Here is a 20879-nt window from a genome sequence, read left to right as displayed (position 1 = left end):
TCAGTCGGCCGGCGGCGCGTCCCAGGCCGCGGCGTCGAGCACCAGAACCCCGTCGGCGTCGGCGAACACGCGGTCGCCGGGGGTGATGCGGATGCCGGCGACCGTTATGGGCAGTCCGGTCCGGCCCTCGCCGCACCGTTCCGTCTTGCGCGGGACGGCGGCCAGCGCCTTGATCCCGAGGTCGAGGCCGGCCAGCTCCGCGGTGTCGCGCACGCAGCCGTCGACGATGACGCCCTCCCAGCCCTGGGCCACCGCACTCTTGGCGATGAGGTCGCCGACCAGGGCGTAGCGGCGGCTGGCGCCGCCGTCCACCACCAGCACCCGGCCGTGGCCCGGTGTGGCCAGCAGCTCCTTGACGCGCGAGTTGTCCTCGAAGCATTTGACGGTGACCGCCTCGCCGGCGAAGGCGGTGCGCCCGCCGAAGTCGCGGAACACCGGATCGCACACCCGGGCGGTCTCGCCGAAGCGGTCGTAGAGGTCGCAGGTGCTGTGGCTCATGGCGCGCAATGCTCCCGGTTGGTGGGCCTCGGGAGCCCACTTAACCCGATTTCGCGCCGCCCGGGCAGGGGGCGCGATGCCTCACGCGCGGCGGACCAGCGCCAGCAGGGCGCCGGCGCCGATCAGCAGGCCGCCGGTCAGGCGGTTCAGGCGGCGCGCCGCGCGCGGCCCGGAGAGCCGCGCCGCCAGCGTCGTGCCGCCCGCGGCGTAGGCGAGGATCCAGGCGAACTCGATCACCAGCATGGCGGCGACCAGCGTGGCGAGCTGCGGCGCCAGCGCCGCCGCGGGGTCGATGAACTGGGGAAACAGCGCCGCCATGAACACCAGCGCCTTGGGGTTGCTGGCCGCCACCAGGGCGCCGCGCACGGTCAAGCGCAGGGCGGTGGCGTCGGCTCCCGGCGCCGCCGCGGCGCCATCGCCCGGCGCCGCCGCCACCGGGGCGCGCCAGCTCTGCACGCCGAGCCACGCCAGATAGGCCACGCCGGCCCACTTCACCGCCTGGAAGGCCGGCTCGGAGGCCGCCAGCAGGGCGCCCAGCCCGAGCGCCGAGAGGGCGGCCATCACCGCCAGGGCCAGGCACATGCCGACCCCGGCCCAGGCGGCGCGGCGCACCCCGAAGCGCACGCCCAGCCCCATGGCCAGCAGCATGTTCGGCCCCGGCGTCATCGACAGCACGAACGCGGTCGCCACGAACACCGACAGACTCTGCCAGCTCACCGGATGCCTCCCCTCACCAAAAGCCTGAGGTGACACACGGCCGGACGATGCACCACCGCACCCCGCGCAACACAGCCACGCGTCCGCCGCGCAGGTGTCGCGGTCCGGTCCGGAACATGCCGGACAATGCACCGATCCGTTCCGCTTCCGTCGCGCGTTGGAAAGAAAACCCACGCCATTGTGAAGACTTCGTGCTTTTCGCACAAAGCCCCGCCTTGCAGCAATCCACGGCGGTTCCACCGTAGTATGGTGGAATGCTGGATGACGTGGCCGGTGATCGCATGCGTACGGATGGACGTCTTGGGGCGATGGCGATGCGGTGGTTGGTTGTTTGGGGTGGGGCGGCGTTGTGCCGTGACGCCGTGACGCAGGGCGGGGATGTGGGCCGGATGACGAGGGACGGGAAGGTGGACGTGTCGGATGGGATGGACGAGGCGGCGCACCGGAGCCAGGGGGGCGGGTGGACGCCGGGCCGCGGCGGTTGGGGCGGTGGCGGCTGGGGTGGCGGTGGCTGGGGCGGGGCGGGGGACGAGGACCCGCCATTGACGGCCTTTCACGAGCCGCCGGCCTTCCCCGACCTCGCCGACTCCGACCTTCCGGACCCGGGCCCCCTTGACGCGTGCGGCACCGACCCGGTCGACGACGAGCCGGCGCGGCTGGCCGCGCTGCACGAGCTGCGCGTCCTGGACACGGTTCCGGAAGCGGCCTTCGATCGGCTGACCCGCTGGGCGGCGGAGCATTTCGAGGTGCCGACGGCGCTGATCTCGCTGATCGACGCCGACCGCCAGTGGTTCAAATCGGCCCACAACCTGGCGCTCCGGGAAACGCCGCGCGACGTGGCGTTCTGCAACGTGACCATCCTGTCCCGCCGGCCCACGGTGGTCGAGGACACCACCCGGGACCCGCGCTTCCGCTTCAATCCGCTGGTGGTCGGCGAGCCGCAGATCCGCTTCTACGCCGGCGCCCCCATCGTCACGTCCGACGGCTTCGCCCTGGGCACCTTCTGCCTCGTCGACCGCGAGCCGCGCTGCTTCCCGATCTCCGACCAGTTCACCCTGCGCCAGTTGGCGGCGCTGGCGATGGAGGAGCTGGCGGCGCGGCGGCGCTGACCGGCGCGCCGCCGCCCCGTCTACTCCATGCCCAGCAGGCGGTAGATGCGCTTGGCGTAGGCGCCGAAGGGCTCGGTGGTCTTGACGTCGAGGTGGCGCGGGAAGGGCAGGGTGATGGCGAAGTGGTCGGCCATCCGCGCCGGCCCGGCCGTCAGCACGGCGCAGTGGGAGCCGAGGAACACCGCCTCCTGGATGGAGTGGGTGACGAAGACAATGGTCTTGCCGCTGCGCTGCCAGATGCGCAGCATCTCCAGGTTCATCTTCTCCCGGGTCAGGGCGTCGAGCGCGCCGAACGGCTCGTCCATCAGGATCAGCTTGGGGTCGTGCACCAGGGCGCGGGCGATGGCGGCGCGCTGCTGCATGCCCCCCGACAGCTCGTACGGGCGCTTGTCCTCGACCCCGTCGAGGCCGACCATGGCCAGCAGGTCGCGGGCGCGCTCCACCGTCGCGCGCCGCGGCAGGCCGAGGATCTCCGCCGGCAGCGTCACGTTCTCCAGGATCGTGCGCCACTTCAGCAGCAGCGCCTGCTGGAACACCATGCCGACGTCGCGGCCGGGGGTGAAGGCGCTGGCGGCGCTGCCGATGCGCACCTCGCCGTCGCCCTCGTCGGCGTCGTGCAGCCCGGCCAGGACCTTCAGGAGCGTGCTCTTGCCGCAGCCGCTGGGTCCGACCAGGGAGACGAGGTCGCCCTCGGCCACGTCCATGGTGACGTCGGAGATGGCGACGAAGGTGCTGGCGCCGTTGCGGTAGGTCTTGCGCACGTTGCGCAGGCGGATCAGCGGTTCCCGGGGCGGTTCCGGCGGCGCGGCGGCGGCGGGGCCGGCGGGGTGCGTGGCGGTCATGACAGCCAGCGCTCCCGGTTGGCGGCGACGAAGGCGTCGTCGGCGAGGTCGGCGTGCTCCCGGCACACCCGGTCGATGGCGGCGGCCTGGCCGGGACTCAGCCCCTCGGCCGGGTCGAGGCACCAGGTGCCCTCCAGCAGGCCCTGGCGGCGCAGCACCTCGTGGCAGCCGGCGATGCAGCCGTGGAAGTCGTGGGCGACGTCGAAGAACGCGGCGTTGCAGTCGGTGACCCGGCTGTCCAGCGCCAGCACCTCCGCCGGCACCGGCCCGGCGGCGACCGCCGCGTGCAGGCGCTCCAGCAGGCGCACCGCGCCCTGCGTCCACACCGACCAGTGGCCGAGCAGGCCGCCCTTGAAGCGCACGGTCACGTCGGCCCCGTCGCGCCGCACGGTGAAGGGGGTCACCAGGTCCGGCACGATGTGGTCGTCGTTGCCGGTGTAGAGGGTCACCCGCTCCTCGGCCCCGGCGGCGACCACGCCGCGCACCACGTCCAGGGTGCGGTAGCGGTGGAAGGGCGCGACCTTGATGGCGACGACGTTGTCGATGGCGGCGAAGCGGGCCCAGAACGCCGCGTCCAGCACCAGCCCGCCGACCGCCGGCTGGAGGTAGAAGCCGACCAGCGGGATCTCCCCGGCGACGCGCTGGCAATGCGCGATCAGCGCGTCGGGGCCGGCGCCCTTGAGGGCGGCCAGGCTGAGCAGCCCGGCGTGGTAGCCGAGGCCGGCGGCGGTCCGCGCCTCCGCCACCGCCTGCTCCGTGCCGCCGCACAGGCCGGCGATCATCACCAGGGGCCGGTCGGTCCAGGCCCGCGCGTCCTCCGCCGCGGCGGCCAGCACCGGCGCGTAGAGGCCGACGTCGCGGATGGCGAACTGGGTGGTGTGCACGCCCACCGCCAGGCCGCCGGACCCGGCGTCCACGTAGTAGCGGGTGAGCGCCCGCTGCCGGCGCCGGTCGAAGCGGCGGTCGCTGTCGAGGGCCAGCGGGTGGGCCGGGATCACCGCCCCCCGGCGCAGGATGCCGAGAACCTCGGGCGGCAGGTCGGTGCGGTGCAGGGCCATGGGCGGGGGTCCTAGGGGAAAGGGGGGTGAGGTCAACCGAACTCGGGCCCGGCGGCGACCACCAGGCGCCGCGGGTCGCCGAAGGGCCGGGTGCGGCCGCGCGCCATGCGCAGGAATGGCCGCTCGACGGTGAAGCCGCGCGCCGCCAGCCGGCGCTCCAGGGCCGGCCGGCCGTCGGCGAGATCGAGCAGCACCGGGCCGGTGGCGGCGTCGAGCGCCGCGTCCAGCAACGCCACCGCCGCCTCTGGCCGCTCGGCCACCAGCGGGCCGATCTGCGTCGCCACCCGGCCGGGCCGGGACAGCACGGCGCCGGAGCCGTCGGCCAGGACGAAGGCGCCGGCCGGGGCGCGGGCGCGGAGGTCCGCCAGCAGGAGGCCGCGCGTGGCGCCGAACGCGGCGGCGTCGGCCGCCACCGCCCCGGGCAGGTCCGCCGCCGTCAGGGCACGCACCCCGGGCGGCGGGGCGGAGCCGCCGCCGCCGCCCGTGCCGTGCCAGCGGGCAAGGCCGAACAGCGGGGCGAACCCCAGCGGCCGGTAGACCGCCTGCCCCGCCGGGGTGGCGTCGAGCACCGGCACGAGGCGCCGCTCCGCCAGGGCGGCGACGCAGGTCTCCAGCACGCGGGTGCCGAGGCGGGCGCGGCGCCGCGCCGCGGTGACCAGCACCATGCCGATCCAGGCGAAGCCGCCGTCGTCGTAGGGCAGCACGGCGCCGGTGGCGACCGGGCGGTCCCCTTCGCAGACGCCGTAGACGGTGCCGTGGCCCAGGAACACGTCCCAGTCCGCCGCGCTCTGGTTCCAGCCGGCCTCGGCCGAGAGGGCGAGGCAGCCGCCACCGTGATGCGGCCCGAGCGCCACCGGGGCGAGCGGCTCAGTAGGTGCCATCGCGGACCTCGAAGCGGGTCGGCTTGCCGTAGCTGGGCCGGTCGCGGGCCACCCAGTCGGCCACCCAGTCGACCATGCGGCCCAGCGGCACCGCGGGGTAGCCGAACAGCGCCGCCGCCTTGGCCGTGTTGGTCAGCCAGGCCGTCGGCGCCTCGCTGCCGACCACCTCCGGCGCCCTGCCCAGCCGCTCGCCGAACGCCTTGGCCAGCCAGCGCACCGACACCGTCTCCGGACCGGAGACGTTGATCGGCGTGGTCGGCGTGGTCGCATGGCGCAGGCAGCGCAGGGCCTGGGCGTTGGCGTCGCCCTGCCAGATCACGTTGACGTGGCCCATGGTGACGTCCACCGGCTGGCCGTCGCGCACCTTGCGGGCGATGTCGAACAGCACGCCGTAGCGCAGGTCGATGGCGTAGTTCAGGCGGAACAGCCGCCCCGGCGTGCCGTGGAGGTGGGAGAAGTGCTCGAACACCCGCTCGCGACCGATGCAGGAGTTGGCGTACTCGCCGGGCGGGGTCAGCGGGCTGTCTTCGGTCGAGCCCTGGCCGCCGGTGGGCACGAAGGGGTAGACGCAGCCGGTCGAGAAGGCGACGATCCGCGACTCCCGGAACACCTCGGCGACGATGCCGGGGACGTGCACGTTCATCGCCCAGGTCAGTCCCTGGTTGCCCTCGGCGCCGAACTTGCGGCCGGCCATGAAGACGACGTTGCGCGCCCGCGGCAGGGCGGCGACGGCGTCGCGGTCGAACAGGTCGCAGGCGATGGTCTCCACGCCATGGCGTTCCAGCGCCTCGCGCAGGCCCGGCTCGCTGAAGCGGGCGACCGCCAGCACGCGGCGGTCGGGCGCGGCGTTGCGGGCCAGGCGGGCCAGGGTGGGGCCCATCTTGCCGCCCGCCCCCAGCACCAGGATGTCGCCGTCCACCGTGGCGAGATCGGCGGCCAGCGCCCGGCTCGGCCGGGCCAGGAAACCGTCGACCGCCTCCGGCGCGTCGAAGCGGTCGGGAAGCGGGGAGTCGTCGAGCCAGGCGGTCATGTCATTCTCGCGTCCTTGGGAACCAGGAGGTGCTCCAGCACCAGCACGGCGAGGTAGAGGGCGATGCCGAGCAGCGTGAGCAGGACGACGGCCATGAACATGGCCGGCGTGTCGAGGGAGGCCTGGACCTGGATCATCAGGTAGCCCAGGCCGCGCTCCGAGGCGATGAACTCGCCCACCACGGCGCCGGCGACGGCCAGGATGGCGGCGACCTTCATGCCGGAGAACAGGTAGGGCAGGGAGCCGGGCAGTTGGATGTAGCGGAACGCCTGCCAGCGCGAGCCCTTGAGCGAGCGCACCAGGTCCAGCAGGTCGGGCTCCACCTCGCGCAGGCCGCGCACCGTGGTCAGCAGGATGGGAAAGACGCACAGCGTGAAGGTGATCAGCACGTTGGTGCCGATGCCGTAGCTGAACCACACGATCACCAGCGGCCCCAGCGCCACCTTGGGGATCATGTTGAGGGTCACCAGCAGCGGGAACAGCAGCAGGGTCAGCGTCCGCGACCACGAGAACGCCAGCGCCAGCAGAACCCCCAGCACCACCGAGAGCGCATAGCCGCCGAAGATCTCCGCCGCCGTCACCGCGGCGTTGCCGAACCAGTCGTAGCTGCCCTTGCCCAGGGTGGCGACGATCGCCGTCGGCGCCGGCAGGATGTAGGCGGGAACCGCGAAGCCCCGCGCCGCCGCCTCCCACAGCACGAGGACGCCGAGATGGACCGCGGCGACCACCAGCGCGTGGCGGGCGCGCACCGCGGCCGCCGTCGCCGATGCTGCCGCCGATGCTGCCGCCGTGGGCGTCGCCCCGCCATCGGCCAGGTCTGGGCTGCCCGTCATGCACCGTCTCCCGTTGCGGTCGGTTCCAAAAGCGTAGGGTGCGACGACCGATGATGTCAACCAACCAGTTGGTTGACTATGGAGTGTCGGGACGGAGCGCCGCCAGCACGAAGGCGATGACGTGGCGCCGCCGTCCCGACACCGCCTTGGCGCTGTCCAGGTTGGTGGCGAAGATCGCCGACAGGGTGCGGTTGTTGGAGAAGAAGAAATAGGACAGGCCGGCGATCGAGACGTAGAGGTTGATGGGGTCGACGTCGCCGCGGAACGCGCCGTCGCGCACGCCGCGCGCCAGGGTGTCGGCGATCATGTCGACCAGCGGCGAATGCATCGCCCGCACCGCCTCCGACCCGCCGAGGTGGGGCGCGCCATGGCGGTTCTCGTCGTTCAGCAGGGCGATGAACTCGGGGTGTTCGGCGAGGTAGTCGAAGGAGAATCCGACCAGCCGCTCCATGGCCGCCAGTGGCGGCAGGTCGGCCAGGTGGAGTTCCCGTTCCCGGGCGCGGATCTGGCCGTAGACCTCTTCCAGCGCGGCGCGGAACAGGTCGTCCTTGTTGCCGAAATGGTGGTAGACGAGCTGCTTGTTGACGCCGGCGCGCCGGGCGATCTCGTCGACCCGCGCCCCGGCCAGGCCCTTGTCCGCGAACTCCCCCACCGCCGCGGCCAGCAGCGCGCGGCGGGTGCCCTCGGGGTCGCGGCGGGCCGGCCGCTCGGCCGGCGCTCCGGCCGGCGCTCCGGCGGGTGCAGCGGCGGGTGCAGCGGTGTCGTCGCTCATGGTCCGTGTGTTCCGTTATCAACCAACTGGTTGTTTGATAGTTGATCCGCCGGTTCGGTCAAGGCTAATGTTTTGCCACGGTCCGCGCCACCGGCGCGCCTTCCCCAAGGGAGACAACGGCCCATGATGACTTCCGCGCGCTTCACCGTCCTTCCCGCCGTCGCCGCCGTCGCCATCCTGGCGGCCACGCTGCCGGCCCCACGCGCCGCGGCGGCGGCCGAATCCGTCGGCCTCGTGCTCAACTGGGTGCCGACGGCTGACCACTCCCCCTATTATTACGCCAAGGCCCAGGGCTGGTACGCCGACGCCGGCATCGACCTGACCATCGAATCCGGCAAGGGCTCGGGCGTGTCGGCGCAGCGGGTGGGGGCGGGGGTGTCGCAGCTCGGCATCGCCGACATGGCGACGGCGTTGCTGGCCCGCGGCAAGGGCGCCGACGTGGTCGCGGTGATGGCGGTCTACGCCAACTCCCCCCAGGGCTTCTACTGGCTGAAGAGCGGCGGCATTGCCGGGCCCAAGGACTTTCCCGGCCACAAGATCGGCAACCCGCCGGGCGACGCGTCGCGGGTGATGTGGCCGGCCTTCGCCCAGGCGGCGGGGATCGCCGAGGATTCCGTGGGCTTCGTCAACGTGGCCCCCCAGGCCAAGGTGCCCTCCTTGAAGAGCGGCGCCATCGACATCACCAGCGACTTCTACAACGAGCACGACCTGAAGCTGCGGACCTTCGGCGACGACCTGGGCTTCGTCGCCTGGCGCGACATCGGCATCAACCCGTACGGCAACGCGATCATCGCCAACGGCGCCTACCTCGAGGAGCACCGCGCCGTGGTCGAGGCCTTCACCCGGGTGAGCCAGAAGGCCTTCGCCGCCTGCGTCGCCGACGTCGCTCCCTGCCTGGAGGCGCTGATGGCCGAGGTGAGCGGGCTCGACGCGGCCAACCAGCGCGATCAGTGGACCCGCATCCAGGAGCTGATGCGCGACCCCACCACCACCACGGTGGCGCTCGGCGCCTTCTCGCCGGAGCGCATGGCCAGCGACTACGCCATGGTGAAGACCTATTTCGGCATGGACCAGCCGTTCGAGGTCGAGGCGGTCTACACCAACGATTTCCTCGACCCCGCGCTCAAGATGACGGCGCCCTGAGCGCCCGTCTTCGTCCACCCGTCTTCCGGCCGCCCACCGGCGGCGGTTCCGCCGGGGTCAGGGCCGGGAGGGGCTGCCGCGGCGGCCGCCCTCGTGCAGGCCGGCCAGGACGGTGCCGCGCTGCTTGAGCAGCCGGCGCTCCAGCAGCGCGACCAGGGCCTCGCCGTTCCTGCGCCGCAGGGCGTCGAGCACCCCGGCCACCTCGCCGAACGCCTCCTCGCCACGGTCGGCGGTGCCGTCGACGAGGTGGAGCGCCCGACGGATGCGGGCGGACACCGTGGCGTGGAGCCCCTCGAGCACCGTGTTGCCGGCCAGCGCGACGATGCGGCGGTGGATCGCCTGGTCGAGGCGGGCGCCCCCCTGCCGGTCGCCGCGGTCGAGGCAGGCGCGCATCTCCGCGTGCAGCCCGGCGAGCCCGGCCAGGTCGGCGTCGCTGGCGTTGGCGCAGGCGAGCTGACCGGACAGGCGGTCGAGCGCCCCCATCACCTCGAACACCTCCTCCGCCTCCACCGCGGTGAGCGTGGCGACCCGGCATCCGCGGTTGGGTTCCAGCACCACCAGCCCCTCGCGGGCGAGCACCTTCAGTGCCTCGCGCAGCGGCGTGCGGGACACCTTGAAGGCCAGCGCCAGCTCGCGTTCCGGCACGCGGGCCCCGGCCGCCAGCTCGCCGTCCAGGATCATCCGGCGCAGGGCCGCGACCACTTCGTCGTGGAGGTTGGGGCGGGTGATGGGCTGGACGGCGTCCGGCAGGGGGGCGGCGTCGGTCATCGCGGTGTCGGCCGAATGCGGTGGTCGGCGGCGACTATCGTGCCGACCGCGGCGCGGCGCAAGCGTCGGCTGCGTTCACCCGCCGCCGGCACCTTGGCCCTCCAGGTCGGCCAGGCCGGCGACCACCCGCACCGCGGTGGCGCGCATGTGCGCCGCCAGCGCCCGTGACAGCGCCTCGCCGTCGCGCCGCTCCAGCGCCGCCAGGATCTCGCCGTGCTCGCGGGCCGCCTCGGCCCAGCGGTCCGCCGTGAGGTTGGCCAGGTAGCGGGCGCGGCGAAGCCGGGCCGCGAGCCCGGCGTGCACGCCCAGCAGCACCGTGCTGCCGGCGGTCTCGGCCATGCGGCGGTGGAACGCCTCGTTGGCGAGGTAGTATTCGGCGCGGCGGTCGGCGGCGTGCAGCGCCCCCATGCGCCCGTGCAGCGCGCGCAGCTGGCGGATGTCGCGGTCGGTGGCGCGTTCCGCCAGGCGGCGGCCGATCAGCCCCTCCATCTCGGCCATCACCTGGAACAGCTCCGCAGCCTCGCGCGCCGTGACCGTGCTCACCGAGGCGCCGCGGTTGGGCTCGATCACCACCAGCCCTTCGGCGGCCAGCACCTTCAGCGCCTCGCGCAGGGGGGTGCGCGAGACGCCGAGCCGCTCGCACAGGGCGGTCTCGTTCAGCCGCGTGCCCGGCGGCATGCGCCCGTCCAGCACCATGGCGCGCAGGCGATCCGCCACCGCGCTGTGCATCGACGCGCGGCCGGCGCCGCGCGCCCGCCGCCGCGCCATGGGCTTCGCCTCGCTCACCAACGGCATCCTCCCCGGTCGGACCCGCGGCGGCGGGGCGGTTCCGCCCAAACGCCGGGCATGTGGCCGCCGAATTGGGCAGAGCCCCGCGGACGCCCCGCGCGGACCCCGATCGTCGAGACAAAATTACATGCAAAATCAATGGGTTGTATCATATCGTAATGCAGAATTACGTTTGGCACGATCCTTGTAGAAGAGACGGGGAGAGCAAACAGGGCGCTGCGGCGAAAGGCAAGACCGAATGGACGTGGGCACGACGGCGGCGGCGGGTTCCGAGGCAAAGCTGCGGTGGCGGCGCATCGGCATGATCACGCCGTCCTCCAACACGGTGCTGGAGCCCTACACGGCGGCGATGCTGGCGCCGCTGCTGCCCGGGGTGACCGCCCATTTCGCGCGCATCCCGGTCACCCGCATCGCCATGGAGGAGGAGTCGCACCGGCAGTTCGACGCCGACGCCATGCTTGCCGCGGCGCGGCAGCTCGCCGACGCCCGGGTCGACGTGATCGCCTGGAACGGCACCGCGGCGGGCTGGCTCGGCTTCGAGCGCGACGCCGCGCTGTGCGCACGGATCACCGGGGAAACCGGCATTCCCGCGACCACGACCATCCTGGCGCTGAACGAGGCGCTGCGGCGGCTGGACGTCGCCCGCCTCGGCCTGGTCACCCCCTACCGGCCCGATGTCCAGGACCGCATCGTCGCCAACTACCGCCGGTCCGGCGTGGCGGTGACCGCGGAGCGGCACCTCGACGATCCCGGCAACTTCAGCTTCGCCGAATTCTCCGAACCCGTCATCGAGCGCCTGATCCGCGCGGTCGCGGCCGACCGGCCGCAGGCGATTGCCATCTTGTGCACCAACTTCCGCGGGGCGCCGCTCGCCGAGCGCCTGGAGGCCGAACTCGGCATCCCGATCCTCGACTCCGTCGCGGTCACCGTGTGGAAGACGCTCGCCCTCGTGGGCGAGGCGACCGACACGGTGCGCGGCTGGGGCGGCCTGTTCCGCATCCCGCCATCCTAGGCGCCGACCGTTCATCCGGGCCGGCACGACGCCGTCCCGTATTCCGGGACCGCAAGGCCCCATCGCCCGCCGGAGCGGCCCCGCCGCGCCGACCGGCCCCCTGAAGGAGGAGTTTCCGATGCGCCGCATCCTGCTCGCCGCCGCCCTGGCGGTGGCCGCCGCCACCCCGGCGATGGCGGAAACCGTCGCGCTCAAGGTGATGGGCCAGCCGGTCTCGACCGGGCTGATCCAGAAGACCATGGAGCAGCCGTTCTTCGAGGACTTCGCCACCAGGACGGGGCTCGACGTCACCGTCGACTACAAGCCGCTGGAGATGACCGGCATCAAGGACGCCGAACAGCTCCGCGTTCTGAAGAGCGGCCTGTTCGACATCATCTCGCTGCGCCTGTCGGCGGTGTCGCGCGACGAGCCGACCATCCTCGGCCTCGACCTGGTCGGGCTGAACCCGACCTACGCGGCGGGGCGCAAGGCCATCGACGCCTTCCGCAAGCACGTCGACGCCCGCCTGCAGGAGCGCTTCAACACCAAGCTGCTGGGCGTCTGGCCGTTCGGCCCGCAGGTCTTCTTCTGCCAGCCGGAGATCAAGCAGCTCGCCGACCTCAAGGGCAAGAAGGTCCGCGTCTACGACCAGAACCTGGCGAACTTCGTCTCCTCGATCGGCGGGACGCCGGTGCCGCTGAGCTTCCCCGACGTCCAGCAGTCGCTGGCGCGCGGCGTGGTGGACTGCGCGATCACCGGCCCCAGCTCCGCCAACTCCGGCGGCTGGACGGAGGTGACGAAGTTCACCCTGCCCATCGGCGTCCAGCTCGCCCTCAACGGCTACGGCATCAACCTCGACACCTGGAAGCGGTTCTCGCCCGAGCAGCAGGCGACCCTCGAGGCCGCCTTCGACGGCCTGGTCGACGAGATCTGGGCCTATTCCGAGGAGCTGTTCGACGACGCCGTGCGCTGCAACGTCGGCAAGACCCCGTGCGAGACGGTCAAGCCCTACGGCCTGACCGAGGTGCCGGTCACCGAGGCCGACCTCGCCATCGTCAAGAGCGCGGTCAAGGACATCTCGTTCCCGGCCTGGGCGGAGGTCTGCGACAAGGTGAATCCCACCTGCTCCGCCGACTGGAAGGCCAGCGTCGGCCCCCTGGTCGGCTTCTGACGCGGATGCCCCCCGCCCCGGCGCGCCCCCGCGGTGCCGGGGCGGGGCGCCCTCCCGCACCCCTGCTGCCGGAAGGACATCGCCCATGAAATGGCTCATGACGGCCGTCAGCTGGCTGTTCGGGCTGGCCCTGCTCGGCCTGTCGGCGTTCGTCGCGGTGGAGACGGTCCTGCGCAAGGCCATCAGCTTCTCGTTCGAAGGCGCCGACGAACTGGGCGGGTACGTGCTGGCCGTCGGCTCCGGCCTGGCCTTCGTGGTGGCCCTGGCCGACCGCGCCCACATCCGGATCGACCTCCTCCACCAGCGGTTCGGGCCGCGCGCCCAGGCGGCGGTGAACTGGCTGTCGGCGGCGTCCATGGCCCTGCTCGGCCTCTTCCTGGTCTGGGTTGGCCGGCTCGTCATACTGGACACGCTGGACTACGGCAGCACCGCGCCGACGCCCTGGGCGACGCCGCTGATCTACCCGCAGGCGCTGTGGTACGGCGCGCTGTGCGCGTTCGCGCTGCTGGCCGCCCTGCTGGCGCTGCGCGCGAGCTGGCTGCTCGCCACCGGGCGCATCGCCCAGCTCAACCGCGATTTCCATCCGAAGAGCACCCTCGAGGAGCTCGACGAGGAGATCGGCGACCTGGAAAGGCGCTGACGCCATGAGCATCCTGGCACTGTCCGCCGGCTTCGCGGTGATGATGGGGCTTCTCCTGCTGGGGCTGCCCATCGCCGCCATCCTGGTGCTGGTCGGCGCCGCCGGCGGGGTGGCGCTGTACGGGCCGCCCCTGCTGACCTCCATGGGGCCCATGCTGTGGGGGGTGCAGAACGAGAACATCCTCACCGCCATCCCCCTGTTCATCCTGCTGGGCGAGCTGCTGCTGCGCAGCGGGATCGCCGACCGCATGTACGGCGCGCTGGCGCTCTGGCTGGGGCGGCTGCCGGGCGGGCTGCTGCACACCAACATCGGGTGCTGCGCGCTGTTCGCCGCGACCTCCGGGTCCTCGGTCGCGACGGCGGCGACGGTCGGCACCGTGGCGCTGCCCGCCCTGCGCCAGCGCGGCTACGCCCCCAGCCGGGCGCTGGGGTCGCTGGCGGCGGGGGGCACCCTGGGCATCCTGATCCCGCCCAGCGTCAACATGCTGGTCTACGGCTCGATCGCCAACGTCTCGATCGGCCAGCTCTTCATCGCCGGCATCGTGCCGGGGATCGCGCTGACGCTGGCCTTCATGGCCTTCATCGCCGGCGAGAGCCTGCTGGCGCGCCGCCTGGGCCGCACCACCGACCCGGTCGAGCCGGCGGTCGACCTGGCGACGCGGCTGGCCGCGCTCAAGCACCTCGCCCCGCCGGCGCTGATCTTCGCCATCGTCATGGGATCGATCTACCTCGGCCTGGCGACGCCGACGGAATCGGCGGCCATCGGCGTCGTCGTGGCGCTCGGCCTGGTGTGGTCCGGCGGCCGGCTGACGCTGGGCTTCCTCGACCAGTGCTTCCGCCAGACGGCCAAGACGACGGGCATGATCCTGCTGATCATCGCCGCCGCCTTCGTCCTGAACCTCACCCTCGCGCTGGGCGGCGTCGCCGAGGCGATGACCAAATGGGTGGCGGCGCAGGGGCTGTCGGCGACCGGGCTGGTGCTGGCGCTGATCGTGTTCTATCTGCTGCTGGGGATGTTCATGGACGTGCTGTCCATGCAGGTGCTGACCATCCCGGTCGCCATGCCGATCATCACCGCCGTCGGCATCGACCCGATCTGGTTCGGCGTCTTCATCGTCCTGATGTGCGAGCTCGGCATGATCACCCCGCCGGTCGGCATGAACCTCTACGTGGTGCAGGGCGTGCGCAAGGACGGCGGCGACTTCCGCGACGTGGTCGTCGGCGCCATTCCCTACGCCGTCCTGATGATCCTGTTCGTGGTGCTGCTGATCGCGGTGCCGGAGATCGTGCTGTGGCTGCCCACCAGCATGGCCGCCCCCTGACGGAGCCCCGATGACCGACGTCGACACCCTCTGGCGCCTCGACGCCCACGACCTCGCCGCCGCCTTCGCCGCGGGCCGGGTCACGCCGCTGGACGCGCTGGCGGTGTTCCGCGAGCGGATCGCCCGCCTGGACCCGGTGCTCAACGCCTGGGTGTGCGCCAACCCGGCGGCCGAGGCGGAGGCGCGGGAGAGCACCCTGCGCCACCGCGCCGGGCGGCCGCGCGGCCCGCTCGACGGCGTGCCGGTCGCGCTGAAGGACAACCTGGTCGCCCGCGGCATGCCGGCGACCTGGGGCAGCCGGGTCTACGCCGACACGGTCTGGCGCGCCGACGAGCTGCCGGTGGCGCGGCTGCGCGATGCCGGGGCGGTGGTGCTGGGCAAGACCAACGTTCCGGAGTTCGCGGTGGAAGGGTACACCGGCAACGCCCTGTTCGGCGTCACCCGCAACCCCTGGCAGCCGGCCCTCACCCCCGGCGGGTCGAGCGGCGGGGCGGTGGCGGCGGTCGCGGCGGGCATGGCGACCCTGGCGCTGGGCACCGATGGCGGCGGCTCCATCCGGCGCCCGGCCGCCTACACCGGGCTGGTCGGCGTGAAGCCGGGGCTGGGCCGGGTGCCGCGCGGTGGCGGCCTGCCGCAGGTGCTGCTCGACTTCGAGGTGGTGGGGCCGCTGACCCGCACGGTGCGCGACGCCGCGGCGGTGCTGGCGGTGCTGTCGGGGGCCGACCGGGGCGACCCGCGCTCGCGCGGGCGCCACCCCGGCGCGGCGGAGGCCGCGGGAGCGCCGGGGCTGCGCATCCTGGTCGTGGAGAGGCTGGGCAGCGCGCCGCTGGACCCGGTGATCGCCCGGGCGGTGGGGGCGGCGGCCGACGGGCTGTCGCGGCTCGGCCATCGGGTGGAGCGCGGCGCCCTGCCGCTCGACCTCGACGCGGTGACCGGGTTCTGGCCGGTGGTGGCGCAGACCGGCCTGGCCCGGCTGCGCGCGGCCGAGCCGGGCATGGACCGGGCGAGCCCCCGGTACCTGGCCATGGCGGAGGAGGGCGCACGGGTGGCGGCCACCGACCTCCTGGCCGGGCTCGAGGCGGTGCACGCGCTGCGCGCCGCGGCCTCCGCGCTGTTCGCCGCCTGGGACATGATCCTCATGCCGGCCTGCGCGGCGATGCCGTGGCCCGCCGACCAGCCCTTTCCGCCGATGATCGACGGGGTCGCGGTGGGTCCGCGCGGGCACGCCGTCTACACCGGCTGGGTGAACGCCGCCGGCCACCCCGCGGTGACGCTGCCGGCCCCGGTGGAGGCGGGCGCCCTGCCGGTGGGCGTCCAGCTCATCGGCGATCTCGGCGCCGAGGAGCGGCTGCTGGCGCTCGCCGCGGCGTTCGAGGACGCCTGCCCCTGGGCCGACCGCTGGCCGGCGATGGCGGCGGATCAGGTGAAGTAGTTGCAGATGCGCCGCCCGCCGACGACCTGCACCGTCATCGGCAGGTCGTAGACGGCGTGCAGCACGTCCTCCCGGATCACCGCCTCCGGCGGCCCCTGGACCACCACCGCGCCGTCGCGCATGGCGACGATGTGGTCGGAGTAGCAGGACGCGAAGTTGATGTCGTGCAACACCAGGACGATGGTCTTGCCCAGCTCGTCGGCGAAGCGCCGGACCTGCTTCATCATCGCCACCGCGTGGTGCAGGTCGAGGTTGTTGAGCGGCTCGTCCAGCAGGATGCAGTCGGTGTCCTGGCACAGCACCATGGCGACGAAGGCGCGCTGGCGCTGCCCGCCCGACAGCTCGTCGAGGAAGCGGCCGGCCAGGGGGGCCAGGCCGAGATGGCCGATGGCGCGCTCCACATGGACCCGGTCGTCGGCGGTGAGGCGGCCCTTGGAGTGGGGGTAGCGGCCGAACTCCACCAGGTCGCGCACCGTCAGCCGGGCCGTCAGGTGGTTGTCCTGGCGCAGCACCGAGAGCCGGCGCGCCAGCGCGTGGCCCGGCGTGCGGGTCACGTCCAGCCCGGCCACGGTGACGGTGCCCGCGGACATGGGCAGCAGGCGGCTGATCATCGACAGCAGCGTCGACTTGCCGGCTCCGTTGGGGCCGATGATCGAGACGACGCCGGCGGCGGGCAGGCGCAGCGACACGCCGTCGACGACGACCGTGTCGCCGTAGCGCTTGGTGACGTTCCTGGCGTCGATCATCGCGCGACCCCGCGCAGCACCAGGCCGATGAACACGAGTCCCCCCAGGAAGTCGATGATGATGCGCAGGTTGGAGTCGAAGGCGAAGACCCGTTCCAGGATGGTCTGGCCGCCGACCAGGGTGATCGCCGCCAGGAGCACGGCGGCGGGCAGCAGGAAGCGGTGCTTGCTGGAGGGGATCACCCCGTAGGCGAGGTTCGCCACCAGGAGCCCGAAGAAGGTGACCGGCCCGACCAGGGCGGTGGAGACCGCCACCAGCACCGCCACCAGGATCAGGATGACGGTGACCGTGCGGCGGTGGTCGACGCCGAGGCTGATCGCCGCGTCGCGGCCGAGCGCCAGCACGTCGAAGCTGGAGCGGATGCGCCACGCCACCGCCGAACACCCGGCGACCAGCACCAGCGAGGCGAGCAGCAGGTCGCCGGCCACCGTGTTGACGCTGGCGAAGTAGCGGTCCTGGAGCACGGTGAACTCGGCCGGGTCGATCATCCGCTGGATGAAGTTGGACAGGCTGCGGAAGAACACGCCGAACACGACGCCGGTCAGGATCAGCAGGTGCAGGCTGCGCCGGCCGCTGGCGAACAGCAGCCCGTAGAGCACCACCGAGAAGGCCACCATGGCCGCGACCTCGCCGGCGAAGCGCAGGCGGTCGTCGATCGCCTGCACCGCGCCGGACCCCATGAGGAACACCGCGGCGCTCTGGATCAGCATGTAGAGCCAGTCGAAGCCCATGATCCCGGGCGTCAGGATGCGGTTGTTGGTGACGGTCTGGAACAGCACCGTCGACACCGCGACGGCGTAGGCCACCACCAGCATGGCCGCCACCTTGGTGCCGCGGAAGGGCAGCACGAAGCTCCAGCTTCCCCGGGCGCCCAGGGTCATGAAGGCGACCACCGCCACCGCCGCGGCCAGCGCCAGCAGCGCGATCACCGCCGGCGGCCCGAGCGCACCCCGCCTACCCAAGGGACTGGTCCTTGCGCAGCAGCAGATAGAGGAACAGCGCGCTGCCGACCACGCCGATCACCATCCCCACGGGGATCTCGTAGGGGTGGCGCAGGGTGCGGCCGATCAGGTCGCAGACCAGGACGAAGGCGGCGCTGCCCAGCCCCACCCAGGGCAGGGCGCGGCGCGCGTTGTCGCCGATCGCCATGCTGACCAGGTTGGGGACGATCAGGCCCAGGAAGGGCAGGGTGCCGACGGTGGCGACCACCACGGCGGTGTTCATGGCGACGATCACCAGGCCCAGCGCCACGGCGTGGCGGTGGTTCATGCCGAGGCTGGTGGTGACGTCCTGGCCCATCCCGGCCACCGTGAAGCGGTCGGCCGCCCGATAGGCGGCGGCGGTGAGCGCCAGGGCGATCCACAGGAGCTCGTAGCGGCCGCGCAGCACCCCGGAGAAATCGCCGGTGGTCCAGGCGCTCAGCGACTGCAGCAGGTCGTAGCGGTAGGCCAGGAAGGTGGCCATGGAATCGAACACGCCGCCCAGCATCAGCCCGACCAGCGGCACCATGATGGCCGAGCGCAGGGGGATGCGGCCGAGGATCAGCAGGAACAGGCCGGTGCCGGCCAGGGCGAACAGGGCGGCGACCGCCATGGTGCCGATGAGGTCCATCCCCGGCGCCAGCAGGGTGGCGACCAGGATGCCGAGGCTCGCCGATTCGATGGTGCCGGCGGTCCCCGGCTCGACGAAGCGGTTGCGCACCAGCAGCTGCATGATCAGGCCGCTGACCCCCATGGCCATGCCGGAGAGGATGACCGCCAGGGTGCGCGGGATGCGGCTGACCAGCAGCACCCGCATGGCGTCGCTCTCCGGCCCGGCGGCGACAAGCGCCGCCGGCGACAGGTCGGTCGCGCCGACGAACAGGCTGAGGATGGCCAGGGCGGCGACGCCGGCCGCCCCGAGGATGAGCTTTCCCATCGGGTCCCGGCCGGGTTCAGCCGCGCGAGGCGAAGGCCTGGGCGAGCTGGTCGACCATGCCCTGGACCGCGTTCAGCCCGCCGCCGACGAGGTACCAGCGCACCGGGTCGAGATAGACCACCTGGCCCCGCTTCCAGGCCTTGGTCTGGGCGACCAGCTCGTTGTCCAGCACCCGGCGCGCCGCCTCGCCGGTGCCGATCGCCGCGTCGCGGTCGACCACGAACAGCCAGTCGGGATCGGCCCGCAGGACGAACTCCGAGGAGATCGGCTGGCCGTGCACCGACGTCGTCAATCCGGCCGCCGCCGGGGCGACGCCGAACACGTCGTGCAGGATGCCGAAGCGCGACCCCGGGCCGTAGGCGCTCATCTTGCTGCCGGTGGTCAGCACCAGCAGCCCGTCGCCGATGGTGGGGGCGGTGGCGCGCAGCGCCGCGACCGACCGGCGCAGCGCCGCCAGCCGGCGCTCCGCCTCGTCCTCCCTGGCGAAGATGCGGGCGAGCCGGTCGACGTTGGCGGCGAGGCTGCCCAGGGCGTCCGCGGGGTCGGCGGTCAGGTCGATGGTCGGGGCGATGCGCGACAGCGCCGCGTGGTTGGGCGCCGACCGGCCGCCGATGATGATCAGGTCCGGCTCGAGGGCGTTCACCGCCTCGTAGTCCGGCTCGAACACCGTGCCGACCTTGGCGTAGGCGTCGGCCGCGTATTTGGACAGGGACCCGGGCAGCAGGCCGCCGGGCACCCCGTCGATCGCCACGCCCAGCGCGTCGAGCGTGTCCAGGGAGGCCAGGTCGAAGACCACGACGCGGTGCGGGGTGCGGGGCACCTCGGTGGTGCCCTGGGCGTGGGTCACCGTGACGGTGTCCGCGGCCTGCGTCGGCGCCGCCGCCGCACCCTGGGCCAGCGCCAGCGCCAGCAGGGCGGCGGAGACGATCCGGGCGAGGCGCACCGTGGGTGGGCGCTGCGGACGGTGTGCCATGGGTGCGGTCCTTCCATGCGGGGCGGGGGGCGCTGCGCGGCGGTCCGGCCGCGCGCACCGGCATGGCCAGAACAAATCGCAAAAACGGCCGCATGGCAAGGCGACCGATTCTCATTCGCACGCGCCACGCCGTCCCGGCCGGGGCGGCGTGGCGTCGCCCCGGATCACCGCATGTCAGGGCAGCGGCAGCATGCGCTGCTCCTTGGCCGGCAGGAAGGAGGCGTCAAACACCGTGTCGGGCGCCGGTGCCGTGGCGAAGCCGAAGGCCTGGGCGACCTGCTCCACCGTCACCGCGACGCGGTCGGCGCGCACCGCGCCCATGCCGTTGGCGCGCACGTCGGGGGTGTCGACGCACTGGCCGATGGCCAGCGTCAGGCGCTCCAGCTCCAGGGCCGGGTCGATCAGCGGGTCGCGGGCCTTGAGTGCGGCGACGCCGACGGCGGGGTCGGCGACCACGTCGCTCCAGCCCTTGACCACCGCGCGCAGGAAGCCCTTCAGCGCCTCGGGATGATCCGTCATCAGCTCCGGCGAGGGGATCAGCACGTTGCCGTAGAGCTTCAGCCCGACCCCGGAGTAGGTGAAGGTGGTGACCTCGCTCTCCGGAACGCCGTTGGCGCGCAGGTTGAGCAGGCTGGTGAAGGTGAATCCGGAGATGGCGTCGACGTCGCCGCGCACCAGCATCGGCTCGCGCAGCGGCGGCTCCATGGTGGCCCAGGTGACGTCGTCCGGGGCGAGGCCGACGGCGCCGGCGAAGGCCGGGAACATCTTGCGCGCGGCGTCGAAGATCGGCGCGCCCAGGGTCTTGCCCTTGAGCTGGGCGGGGTCGGTGATGCCGCTTTTCTTCAAGGTGAAGATGGCCGCGGGCGGCGCGTCGTAGATCATGAAGACGGCGGTCAGCGCCTTGTCCGGGTTCTTGTCGTTGAACTCCAGCATGGCGCCGAAATCGGCGGCGCCGATGTCGTAGCTGCCGCCGGCCACCCGGGTGACCGCGCCGACCGAGCCGTTGCCGCTGTCGACCGTGACGTCCAGCCCCTCGTCCGTGAAATAGCCCTTCTGCTGGGCCACCAGGAACGGGGCCGCCGGCCCCTCGAACTTCCAGTCCAGGATGAAGCGGATGGGGGTGTCCGCCCGGGCCGGGGCGGCCGCGGGGGCGGCCAGGCCGGCGGCGAGCAGCAGCCCGCCCAGCAGCGACGCGACGGTGGTCTTCATGGTCCCTCCGTGGATGGGGCGGCGCGACGCCGCCCGGAT

The 20879-nt window shown here is 72.9% G+C and carries 22 protein-coding genes; 7 read left to right on the top strand and 15 right to left on the bottom strand.

Features of this window, described 5'->3' with window-relative positions; all coding sequences use genetic code 11:
• Positions 1-498, bottom strand: coding sequence for a ribonuclease E activity regulator RraA (gene rraA, locus AC6H2I_RS07380; protein WP_497499948.1), 498 nt, complete (start codon positions 496-498; stop codon positions 1-3).
• Between the two features lie 81 nt (positions 499-579).
• Positions 580-1215 carry a LysE family translocator gene (locus AC6H2I_RS07375; RefSeq protein ID WP_497499947.1) on the bottom strand — a complete coding sequence of 212 codons (636 nt, stop codon included), beginning with the start codon at positions 1213-1215 and terminating at the stop codon, positions 580-582.
• Positions 1216-1604: 389 nt separating this feature from the next.
• Between AC6H2I_RS07375 and AC6H2I_RS07370 the strand changes: the two genes are divergently transcribed.
• Positions 1605-2324, top strand: coding sequence for a GAF domain-containing protein (locus AC6H2I_RS07370; protein WP_497499946.1), 720 nt, complete (start codon positions 1605-1607; stop codon positions 2322-2324).
• A 20-nt stretch (positions 2325-2344) separates the two neighbouring features.
• On the opposite strand, the gene AC6H2I_RS07365 is transcribed toward AC6H2I_RS07370, so the two are convergent.
• The 6 genes from AC6H2I_RS07365 to AC6H2I_RS07340 form a co-directional block, all read right to left on the bottom strand.
• On the bottom strand, positions 2345-3166 hold the full coding sequence (locus tag AC6H2I_RS07365; RefSeq protein WP_497499945.1) for an ABC transporter ATP-binding protein: 822 nt from the start codon (positions 3164-3166) through the stop codon (positions 2345-2347).
• A complete protein-coding gene (locus AC6H2I_RS07360) occupies positions 3163-4224 on the bottom strand; it encodes a dihydrodipicolinate synthase family protein (protein WP_497499944.1) in 1062 nt (353 codons plus the stop codon). The genes AC6H2I_RS07365 and AC6H2I_RS07360 overlap by 4 nt, the downstream gene beginning before the upstream one ends.
• A gap of 32 nt (positions 4225-4256) precedes the next feature.
• The gene (locus tag AC6H2I_RS07355) at positions 4257-5105 is read right to left on the bottom strand and encodes a GNAT family N-acetyltransferase (protein WP_497499943.1); all 849 of its coding nucleotides are present in this window, start codon (positions 5103-5105) and stop codon (positions 4257-4259) included.
• Entirely contained in the window at positions 5092-6135 is a 1044-nt protein-coding gene (locus AC6H2I_RS07350) for an NAD-dependent epimerase/dehydratase family protein (protein WP_497499942.1), read from the bottom strand. The genes AC6H2I_RS07355 and AC6H2I_RS07350 overlap by 14 nt, the downstream gene beginning before the upstream one ends.
• A complete protein-coding gene (locus tag AC6H2I_RS07345; RefSeq protein WP_497499941.1) occupies positions 6132-6968 on the bottom strand; it encodes an ABC transporter permease in 837 nt (278 codons plus the stop codon). The genes AC6H2I_RS07350 and AC6H2I_RS07345 overlap by 4 nt, the downstream gene beginning before the upstream one ends.
• Before the next feature lie 76 nt (positions 6969-7044).
• Positions 7045-7740 carry a TetR family transcriptional regulator gene (locus AC6H2I_RS07340; RefSeq protein ID WP_497499940.1) on the bottom strand — a complete coding sequence of 232 codons (696 nt, stop codon included), beginning with the start codon at positions 7738-7740 and terminating at the stop codon, positions 7045-7047.
• A gap of 123 nt (positions 7741-7863) precedes the next feature.
• On the opposite strand from AC6H2I_RS07340, the gene AC6H2I_RS07335 reads away from it, so the two are divergent.
• Positions 7864-8883: an ABC transporter substrate-binding protein gene (locus AC6H2I_RS07335; RefSeq protein ID WP_497499939.1), complete on the top strand. Its 1020-nt coding sequence runs from the start codon at positions 7864-7866 to the stop codon at positions 8881-8883.
• Positions 8884-8940: 57 nt separating this feature from the next.
• Here AC6H2I_RS07335 and AC6H2I_RS07330 read toward each other — a convergent pair whose 3' ends face one another.
• Positions 8941-9651: a GntR family transcriptional regulator gene (locus AC6H2I_RS07330; protein WP_497499938.1), complete on the bottom strand. Its 711-nt coding sequence runs from the start codon at positions 9649-9651 to the stop codon at positions 8941-8943.
• 75 nt (positions 9652-9726) lie between these two features.
• Positions 9727-10437 carry a GntR family transcriptional regulator gene (locus tag AC6H2I_RS07325; protein ID WP_497499937.1) on the bottom strand — a complete coding sequence of 237 codons (711 nt, stop codon included), beginning with the start codon at positions 10435-10437 and terminating at the stop codon, positions 9727-9729.
• 241 nt (positions 10438-10678) lie between these two features.
• Here AC6H2I_RS07325 and AC6H2I_RS07320 point away from each other — a divergent pair, with 241 nt between their 5' ends.
• The 5 genes from AC6H2I_RS07320 to AC6H2I_RS07300 all read left to right on the top strand — a co-directional run bounded on the left by AC6H2I_RS07320 (position 10679) and on the right by AC6H2I_RS07300 (position 15995).
• Positions 10679-11452: a maleate cis-trans isomerase family protein gene (locus tag AC6H2I_RS07320; protein ID WP_497499936.1), complete on the top strand. Its 774-nt coding sequence runs from the start codon at positions 10679-10681 to the stop codon at positions 11450-11452.
• Between the two features lie 118 nt (positions 11453-11570).
• Positions 11571-12602, top strand: coding sequence for a TRAP transporter substrate-binding protein (locus AC6H2I_RS07315; RefSeq protein WP_497499935.1), 1032 nt, complete (start codon positions 11571-11573; stop codon positions 12600-12602).
• An 85-nt stretch (positions 12603-12687) separates the two neighbouring features.
• Positions 12688-13242 carry a TRAP transporter small permease subunit gene (locus AC6H2I_RS07310; protein ID WP_497499934.1) on the top strand — a complete coding sequence of 185 codons (555 nt, stop codon included), beginning with the start codon at positions 12688-12690 and terminating at the stop codon, positions 13240-13242.
• Positions 13243-13246: 4 nt separating this feature from the next.
• Complete coding sequence (locus AC6H2I_RS07305) at positions 13247-14563, top strand: TRAP transporter large permease (RefSeq protein WP_497499933.1); 1317 nt, start codon at positions 13247-13249, stop codon at positions 14561-14563.
• A 10-nt stretch (positions 14564-14573) separates the two neighbouring features.
• Entirely contained in the window at positions 14574-15995 is a 1422-nt protein-coding gene (locus tag AC6H2I_RS07300; RefSeq protein WP_497499932.1) for an amidase, read from the top strand.
• On the opposite strand, the gene AC6H2I_RS07295 is transcribed toward AC6H2I_RS07300, so the two are convergent.
• The 5 genes from AC6H2I_RS07295 to AC6H2I_RS07275 all read right to left on the bottom strand — a co-directional run bounded on the left by AC6H2I_RS07295 (position 15983) and on the right by AC6H2I_RS07275 (position 20840).
• Positions 15983-16741, bottom strand: a complete 759-nt coding sequence (locus AC6H2I_RS07295; RefSeq protein ID WP_497499931.1) for an iron ABC transporter ATP-binding protein — start codon at positions 16739-16741, stop codon at positions 15983-15985. The two genes, AC6H2I_RS07300 and AC6H2I_RS07295, sit on opposite strands and share 13 nt — an antisense overlap.
• Complete coding sequence (locus AC6H2I_RS07290; RefSeq protein ID WP_497499930.1) at positions 16738-17703, bottom strand: iron chelate uptake ABC transporter family permease subunit; 966 nt, start codon at positions 17701-17703, stop codon at positions 16738-16740. The genes AC6H2I_RS07295 and AC6H2I_RS07290 overlap by 4 nt, the downstream gene beginning before the upstream one ends.
• A complete protein-coding gene (locus AC6H2I_RS07285; RefSeq protein WP_497499929.1) occupies positions 17696-18658 on the bottom strand; it encodes an ABC transporter permease in 963 nt (320 codons plus the stop codon). Before AC6H2I_RS07285 ends, AC6H2I_RS07290 begins: the two co-directional genes overlap by 8 nt.
• A 16-nt stretch (positions 18659-18674) precedes the next feature.
• Positions 18675-19631, bottom strand: a complete 957-nt coding sequence (locus tag AC6H2I_RS07280; protein ID WP_497499928.1) for a siderophore ABC transporter substrate-binding protein — start codon at positions 19629-19631, stop codon at positions 18675-18677.
• Positions 19632-19805: 174 nt separating this feature from the next.
• Positions 19806-20840: an ABC transporter substrate-binding protein gene (locus AC6H2I_RS07275; RefSeq protein WP_497499927.1), complete on the bottom strand. Its 1035-nt coding sequence runs from the start codon at positions 20838-20840 to the stop codon at positions 19806-19808.
• Between the last annotated feature and the right edge of the window lie 39 nt (positions 20841-20879).

It is taken from the genome of Azospirillum sp. NS33, from assembly GCF_059703765.1.
This window is presented reverse-complemented; position numbering and strand designations above follow the sequence as displayed.

Excerpts from the sequence above, each read along its gene's own strand:
- AC6H2I_RS07300 (WP_497499932.1), top strand. The coding sequence starts at position 14,574 with ATGACCGACGTCGACACCCTCTGGCGCCTCGACGCCCACGACCTCGCC.
- AC6H2I_RS07285 (WP_497499929.1), bottom strand. The coding sequence starts at position 18,658 with ATGGGAAAGCTCATCCTCGGGGCGGCCGGCGTCGCCGCCCTGGCCATC.
- AC6H2I_RS07310 (WP_497499934.1), top strand. The coding sequence starts at position 12,688 with ATGAAATGGCTCATGACGGCCGTCAGCTGGCTGTTCGGGCTGGCCCTG.
- AC6H2I_RS07295 (WP_497499931.1), bottom strand. The coding sequence starts at position 16,741 with ATGATCGACGCCAGGAACGTCACCAAGCGCTACGGCGACACGGTCGTC.
- AC6H2I_RS07340 (WP_497499940.1), bottom strand. The coding sequence starts at position 7,740 with ATGAGCGACGACACCGCTGCACCCGCCGCTGCACCCGCCGGAGCGCCG.
- AC6H2I_RS07365 (WP_497499945.1), bottom strand. The coding sequence starts at position 3,166 with ATGACCGCCACGCACCCCGCCGGCCCCGCCGCCGCCGCGCCGCCGGAA.
- AC6H2I_RS07305 (WP_497499933.1), top strand. The coding sequence starts at position 13,247 with ATGAGCATCCTGGCACTGTCCGCCGGCTTCGCGGTGATGATGGGGCTT.
- AC6H2I_RS07360 (WP_497499944.1), bottom strand. The coding sequence starts at position 4,224 with ATGGCCCTGCACCGCACCGACCTGCCGCCCGAGGTTCTCGGCATCCTG.
- AC6H2I_RS07320 (WP_497499936.1), top strand. The coding sequence starts at position 10,679 with ATGGACGTGGGCACGACGGCGGCGGCGGGTTCCGAGGCAAAGCTGCGG.
- AC6H2I_RS07330 (WP_497499938.1), bottom strand. The coding sequence starts at position 9,651 with ATGACCGACGCCGCCCCCCTGCCGGACGCCGTCCAGCCCATCACCCGC.
- AC6H2I_RS07355 (WP_497499943.1), bottom strand. The coding sequence starts at position 5,105 with ATGGCACCTACTGAGCCGCTCGCCCCGGTGGCGCTCGGGCCGCATCAC.
- AC6H2I_RS07280 (WP_497499928.1), bottom strand. The coding sequence starts at position 19,631 with ATGGCACACCGTCCGCAGCGCCCACCCACGGTGCGCCTCGCCCGGATC.
- AC6H2I_RS07315 (WP_497499935.1), top strand. The coding sequence starts at position 11,571 with ATGCGCCGCATCCTGCTCGCCGCCGCCCTGGCGGTGGCCGCCGCCACC.
- AC6H2I_RS07275 (WP_497499927.1), bottom strand. The coding sequence starts at position 20,840 with ATGAAGACCACCGTCGCGTCGCTGCTGGGCGGGCTGCTGCTCGCCGCC.
- rraA (WP_497499948.1), bottom strand. The coding sequence starts at position 498 with ATGAGCCACAGCACCTGCGACCTCTACGACCGCTTCGGCGAGACCGCC.
- AC6H2I_RS07350 (WP_497499942.1), bottom strand. The coding sequence starts at position 6,135 with ATGACCGCCTGGCTCGACGACTCCCCGCTTCCCGACCGCTTCGACGCG.
- AC6H2I_RS07370 (WP_497499946.1), top strand. The coding sequence starts at position 1,605 with ATGACGAGGGACGGGAAGGTGGACGTGTCGGATGGGATGGACGAGGCG.
- AC6H2I_RS07335 (WP_497499939.1), top strand. The coding sequence starts at position 7,864 with ATGATGACTTCCGCGCGCTTCACCGTCCTTCCCGCCGTCGCCGCCGTC.
- AC6H2I_RS07345 (WP_497499941.1), bottom strand. The coding sequence starts at position 6,968 with ATGACGGGCAGCCCAGACCTGGCCGATGGCGGGGCGACGCCCACGGCG.